5 protein-coding genes are annotated in these 6,328 nt (G+C 65.0%); 4 read left to right on the forward strand and 1 reads right to left on the reverse strand.

From position 1 onward, the window contains the following. The first annotated feature begins 97 nt into the window (after positions 1 to 97). The 4 genes from NS355_RS13570 (at position 98) to NS355_RS13585 (ending at position 4,204) form a co-directional block, all read left to right on the forward strand. Positions 98 to 955 carry a serine hydrolase gene (locus NS355_RS13570; RefSeq protein ID WP_084787946.1) on the forward strand — a complete coding sequence of 286 codons (858 nt, stop codon included), beginning with the start codon at positions 98 to 100 and terminating at the stop codon, positions 953 to 955. Between the two features lie 61 nt (positions 956 to 1,016). Then, positions 1,017 to 1,211 (forward strand): DUF1289 domain-containing protein, encoded by a 195-nt coding sequence (locus NS355_RS13575; protein WP_058746200.1) that lies wholly within the window; start codon positions 1,017 to 1,019, stop codon positions 1,209 to 1,211. A gap of 76 nt (positions 1,212 to 1,287) precedes the next feature. Next, a complete protein-coding gene (locus NS355_RS13580) occupies positions 1,288 to 3,186 on the forward strand; it encodes a S9 family peptidase (protein ID WP_058746201.1) in 1,899 nt (632 codons plus the stop codon). Between the two features lie 112 nt (positions 3,187 to 3,298). After that, positions 3,299 to 4,204 carry a crotonase/enoyl-CoA hydratase family protein gene (locus NS355_RS13585; RefSeq protein WP_058746202.1) on the forward strand — a complete coding sequence of 302 codons (906 nt, stop codon included), beginning with the start codon at positions 3,299 to 3,301 and terminating at the stop codon, positions 4,202 to 4,204. Here the strand turns inward: NS355_RS13585 and NS355_RS13590 are convergent, their stop codons facing one another. Continuing rightward, complete coding sequence (locus tag NS355_RS13590) at positions 4,205 to 6,163, reverse strand: putative bifunctional diguanylate cyclase/phosphodiesterase (RefSeq protein ID WP_084787948.1); 1,959 nt, start codon at positions 6,161 to 6,163, stop codon at positions 4,205 to 4,207. It abuts the gene before it with no gap. Positions 6,164 to 6,328 lie beyond the last annotated feature (165 nt).

The following is a 6,328-nucleotide window of genomic DNA, read 5'->3' on the forward strand; positions in this document are numbered from 1 at the left end:
GCAACTCGCCGCAAGGCCCACATATTTCTGCGCGACGCGACCGGTTTTTTTGGTTAGCGTCGCTGTCGCTGATTCCGTCTTCGATCGAGTAAGCTGTATGCGTTTTACCCCGCTTTCCCGTCTCATCCTGATGGGTATTGCGACCTGCTGCGCTATTCCCGCCCCGGCCTCTGCACGGTCGCTGGAGCTTGTCGAGCTTCAGCGCGACATGAATGCGCTGCTCTCCGGCCGGTCGGGGGAATATGGGATCGCGGCGATCGACCTCGACGGCGGTTCGACCGCGATGGTCAACGGCCAGATCCCTTTTCCGATGGCGAGCACGGTGAAACTGGCCATTGCGGGCGCCTATCTGGCGGAGGTGGATCGCGGCCGACGCAGCCTGAGCGATATGGTCAACGGCCGTACCGCCGCCAAGGCGATGGAGGCGATGATCGTGCGCAGCGACAATCTGGCCGCCGACCAGATGTTCGCCACGCTCGGCGGTCCCGCCAAGGTTCAGCAATGGGTATTGTCGCATAACATCAGCGGGATGCGGGTCGACCGTACCATTGCCCAGTTACTCCGCGAGCGTGGGCATCTGGCGGACATCAAGGACGTCGCCACGCCCTTCGCCATGGTTCAGCTGCTGCGGATCCTCGACAGCGGGACGGCACTCTCCAGCCAGAGCCGCGCCTATCTGCTGGGTCTGATGCGCCAGTGCCGGACAGGGACCCGCCGCATTCGCGGGCTGCTCCCGGCGGGAACGCTGGTGGAGGACAAGACCGGGACGCTCGATGGCATCACCAACGATGTCGGGTTCATCACCATGCCCGACGGCCGCCGCGTCGCGATCGCCGTCTTCGCGCGGGGCGGGCGGGATCGCCAGCCCGTCATCGCGGAAGTGTCCCGCATGATCTACGACCGTTTTGCCGACAGCGTTCGCAACGCGGTTGCCGTCTTCATGCGGTTGCGGTGACCGGCCGCGTTATGATTGTCGTAGCGGGGCAGAGGGATGGCGGACCTATCATGGTACGCAGATGAAAAGCCCCTGCATCAGCATATGCCGTTTCGATGGCCGCACCGGCTGGTGCGTGGCGTGCGCCCGGACCCTGCCGGAATGCCGGGAGTGGAAAAAGGCGCCGCGTCCCCGGCTGCTGGCCATCAGCAAGGCGCTGCCGGCGCGGCTGGCCAAACTGGATGCACGCGGCATCCGCGTGGTCGAGGATGTGTGACCATCCCGGCATAAGCGCTTGATAGATTTTGGTTTTGCGTCGATTGCCTGACATCATCTTCCATCAAGGATCGCCGATGCGTCTTCCTCTCGCCCTTCTTCTCGCCTCCGCCGTCGCATTTCCGGCGCAGGCGGCGGTGCATCGTTATCTCGGCCTGACCATGGCGCCCTCGGGCAGCGAGGTCGCCGCGATCGAGCTGGGCGAGAACAACCATCCCGGCATCGTCGTGCGTTCGGCGCGCGATGGGCGCGTGGTGCGGCGGATCGATCCTTGCGCGACATGCAGCTATTCGGGGCTGACCTATGCCCCGCAGGGCGACGGCCTGGCCTTTCTGGCGCGGAACGGCGGCGTCGCCACGCTGATGCTCGCACGGGGTGACACGGTGCAGTCCGTCGCGACGGTCGAAGGACTCGCCTCGACCCCGCGCTTCTCGCCCGATGGCAAGCGGGTGGCCATGCTCATCACGCTGGGCGCGACCAAGGATGTCGGTGCGACCCAGGCGGGTGCGCGGCAGGTGGGTGAGATCGGTGTCGCCAATGACGAACAGCGCCTCGCCATCGTGACGGTCGGGGAGGGGGCACCATCCAAGGCCGTGCCGCTGTCGCCGCAGGGGCGCTACATCTATGAATATGACTGGACGCCCGATGGCTCGGGCCTGGTCGTGACCTCGGCGCTGGGCAATGGCGATGCAAACTGGTGGGTGGCGACGCTCGACCGGGTCGATGCGAAGACCGGGGCGGTGACGTCGATCGCCAAACCCGCGACGCAGCTGAACATGCCGCGCGTGTCGCCGGATGGAAAGACCGTCGCGTATATCGGCGGGCTGATGAGCGATTTCGGCTCGATCGGTGGCGATGTCTGGACCGTGCCGTTGGCGGGCGGCACGCCGGTCAACCAGACCAAGGGCCAGCCGATGACCTTCACCGCGCTGACCTGGACGAAGGGCGGGTTGCGCGCGGCGACGCTTCGCAACGAACAGATGGGGGCCGTCGCCCTTATGCCGGGCCAAGCCCCGCGTCCGCTCTTCGCCCGACCCGTGGGTCTGTCGGCGGGAGACGGCAAGATCGCATGGAATGCCAAGGGCGATATGGCGGCCAGCGTCGTCGAGGACTTTACCCATGCACCGGCCGTCTATGCCGGGCCTGCGACCGATCTTCGCCAGATCACCCATGACAATGACACCCAGAAGCCCGCCGTTCAGGCGCGCAGCGTCACCTGGACGAACGAAGGCTTCACTGTCCAAGGCTGGCTGTTGGCACCGTTGACGGCAAAGCCCGATGCCAGGGCGCCGATGATCGTACAGGTCCATGGCGGTCCCAGCGCCGCCAGCACGCCCCGCTTCATCGAGAAGGGATTGGCCAGCACCTTCGAGGATGCGGGCTATTACCGCTTCCTGCCCAATCCGCGCGGTTCCTATGGGCAGGGCGAAGCCTTTACGGCCGCGAACAAGCGCGACTTTGGCGGCGGTGACCTTCGTGACATTCTGGCTGGGATCGACGCGGTCGAGAAGCTGGCGCCGATCGACGACGCCCGGCTCGGCCTGACCGGCTGTTCCTATGGCGGCTTCATGGCGATGTGGGCCAACACGCAGACCAATCGCTTCAAGGCGATCGTGGCGGGAGCAGGCCTATCCGATTGGGTCAGCTATTACGGGACCAACGGCATCAACACCTGGATGATCCCGTTTTTCGGTAAGTCGGTCTATGACGACTATCAGGCCTATGAGGATGTCTCGGCGGTCTACCACGTCAAGTCAGCGCGGACCCCGACTTTCATCTATGTCGGCGAACGCGATATCGAGGTGCCGCCCACCCAGTCGGTCGAATGGTGGAATGCGCTGAAGAGCCAGAACGTGCCGACCAGCCTCGTCATCTATTCCGATGCCGGACACTGCGTGCCGACCCAGGCCCCCGACGTGATGAAGCGACAACTGGCATGGTTCGGCAAATATCTGGGTCAGTCATCCACTAACTAACGTATTATAAGGCCGAAACTGTCGCGCACGGGGCAGTTTCGGCAAGGGGCGCGATCGGCGTCCGGGCTATTCTCCACAGGCAGCATGGTGCTGCATGTCGAGAGTATCACCGATGACCGCTTATGACCCCAAAATGGCGAACGACTTCCGCGATGGCCGCGCCTCGCTCATGTCAGATATCGTCCGCGCGCTCAGCTTCGAGCAGCTGGAAACGCAATATGACGGCGCCGCCCACACACTCTGGACCGCGATGCGCCCGCGTGCGCGGCCCAGCTTCAATCCCGATCTGCTGAGCGATTTCGAGCGCTGGCAGGACGGGATCGTGCAGGCGGTCGACAGCGGCACGCTGCCGATCCGCTATCTCGTGCTCGGCTCGCGCTTTCCCGGCGTGTTCTCGCTGGGCGGCGATCTCGACCTGTTCGCGCAGGCGATCCGCGACCGCAATCACGACGCGCTGGCCCGGTACGGCCATCGTTGCGTCCGTATCCTCTATCGCAACATGCGCGGACTGGAACGGCCGATCATCACCATCGGCCTGGTCGAGGGCGACGCGCTGGGCGGCGGGTTCGAGGCGCTTTTGTCCTTCCACGTCGTGATCGCCGAACGCGGCACCCATTTCGGCTTGCCCGAAACGATGTTCGGCCTGTTCCCCGGCATGGGGGCGCATTGCTTCCTCTCGCGACGGCTGGGCGCGGCGCGGGCCGAACGGATGATCCTGAGCGGCCGGACCTTTAGCGCCGAGGAGCTTTACGAGATGGGCCTGGTCCATGGCCTAGCCGAGCGGGGCGAGGGGCGGCACATGGTCGCCGACTATATCCGGCAGAACGAGCGGCGGCACAGCGCGCACTGCGCCATCTATGAGGCGTCGCGCGCGGTTAATCCGTTACCGCTGGAGGAACTGGAGGCCGTGGTCGACCTCTGGGCGGATGCCGCCTTGCGGTTGACCGAAGGAGACCTGAAGCGGATGGAGCGGCTGGTCGCCGCACAGAGCCGTTTGCGGGACAAGGCCGTAGCCTGATCAACCGGCCCCGGGCAGGCGAGCCGCTTGTCCGGGGCTTCGGTCTTCGATGGCGGCCTCGGCGAACAAGGCGGCTATCTCTGCGGCGGGCATCGGCTTGGCCAACAGATAGCCCTGAACCGCATCGCACCGCGTCCGGCGCAGCTGGTCGAGCTGGGCAGGTGTCTCCACGCCCTCGGCCACCGTCCGCATCCCCAGCTTGGCAGCGAGTTCGACGATGGTCTGCACGATCGCGATCGAGGCGGGGTTATGCGCCAGATCCATCACGAAGGAGCGGTCGATCTTCAGCGTCTGGAACGGAAACTGGGTCAGATAGCTGAGCGAGGAATAGCCGGTCCCGAAATCGTCCAGGGTCGTGCACACATCGATCGCGTTCAGCGCGGTCAGCGCGGCCACCGAGCGCTCGACATCATCGAGCAGCACCGTCTCCGTCACCTCCAGCGTCAGCCGTTTCGCAGGCAGGCCGCTGTCCCTCAGGGCTCCCGCGACCATGACGGTCAGGTCTTCGGTACGCAGCTGCACCGGCGAAAGATTGACTGCGACCGTCGCACCCGATGGCCAGGTGCTCGCCGCGCGACAGGCCTGCTCCAGCACCCAGGCACCGATGGGCACGATCAGCCCGTTTTCCTCGGCGATCGGAATGAATTCGGCCGGGGATACGGGGCCGAATTGCGGACTGTGCCATCGCAACAGCGCCTCGCACGACGCGATGCTGTTCTGGGCCAGACGGAAGATGGGCTGGAACAGCAGGTGGAACTCGCCCCGTTCCAGCGCGCCGTTCATCGCTGCGGCGAGCTGACGGCGGCGCTCGATTTTCTCATCCATGACCGGCTCATAGAACAGCACCTGGCCCCGACCGCTCTCCTTGGCGCGGTAGAGGGCGAGGTCGGCATTCTTCAACAGCGTGTCGGCATCGCCTCCGTCTTCGGGTGCGATGGCGACGCCGATCGAGGTGGTGGTGTGCAGCATATGCCCGCTGAACGGCACCGGCTGTCTTACAAGATGGAGGATCGTCGCGCCGATCCGGTCGACGGCATCATGTTCCGAGACATGACAGAGGACGGCGAACTCGTCGCCTCCCAGCCGGGCGACGATGCCCTTTTCGCCGAACTGCGCATTCAATCGCCGGGCGATGGCGACAAGCAGCGCGTTGCCCGCCAGATGGCCGAAGGAGTCGTTCACTTCCTTGAAGCGATCGAGATCGAGCCACAGCAATGCCAGCTTGTCGCCGGATTGCGCCAGACCTTGCAGGCGCTGCTCGAATTGTTCGTGAAAGGCCGTGCGGTTGGACACGCCGGTCAGGTCGTCGCGCCGGGCCATGCGCGCATGATGCTCGGCCAGCGCGGCCTTTTCCTCCGAAGCGACGGTGGCACGGAGTATCGCGGCATAGGTCTGCTGGGTAATGTCCATCATCGCGATGACGAAGAAGATGATCACCGCCGCCATCAGCGCCTTTAACGGGCTCAGCGGGATGAGCAGCCCGATCGCGAGCGGCAGGGAGGCACAGCAAAGCTGGGACAAGGCGATCAAGGGCCGCCCGGCATTGCGCCCGGCAATCCCCGCCGCATAGCCGATGGCCGTCGTGACGGAGAGAAGGTGCAGGACGCCATTGTCGGTCCGGGTCAGCGTGAGCAGCCCGAACAGACCCAGCAGGGTCGCATAGCTCAGCGCACCGAGGCGGTAGCCGCGTTCCTGCTCGGGAACCGAAGCCGGACGGCTTGACAGTGCATCGCCGATACGGATCAGCCCGACCAGCCCCACGGCGACGGCACATAGGATCAGCCAGTCGTCGCCGCTGCAGACGGCAACGACCGCCGCAATGGCGCTGCTGGTCAAAGCGCCGATGACCAAAGAGCGCGGCGACGCATAGAGCGACTCCACCAGCACGGCCCGAACCCGCGAGGAGATCTGGCTGTCGGCCTGTCGCAATCGCATAACCCGGGTGATTAGGCGTTTCATATCAATCTCCTGAGCGATGACTAGCTCATCCGCTCCGGGTGTCGATAGAACTATGCTAGCTTTGTGGTTCCGGTGTGCGGTCGTGGAAGCCGTAGCGTCAGGGTGTAGGGCAGGCCACGAGGCGCGGGGGGAGGGGGTAGGGGTTGGATGTTACGGTGTGGCGGA

Origin of the sequence: Sphingomonas yabuuchiae (assembly GCF_001477495.1) — a bacterium.
Lineage (GTDB): Bacteria > Pseudomonadota > Alphaproteobacteria > Sphingomonadales > Sphingomonadaceae > Sphingomonas > Sphingomonas yabuuchiae_A.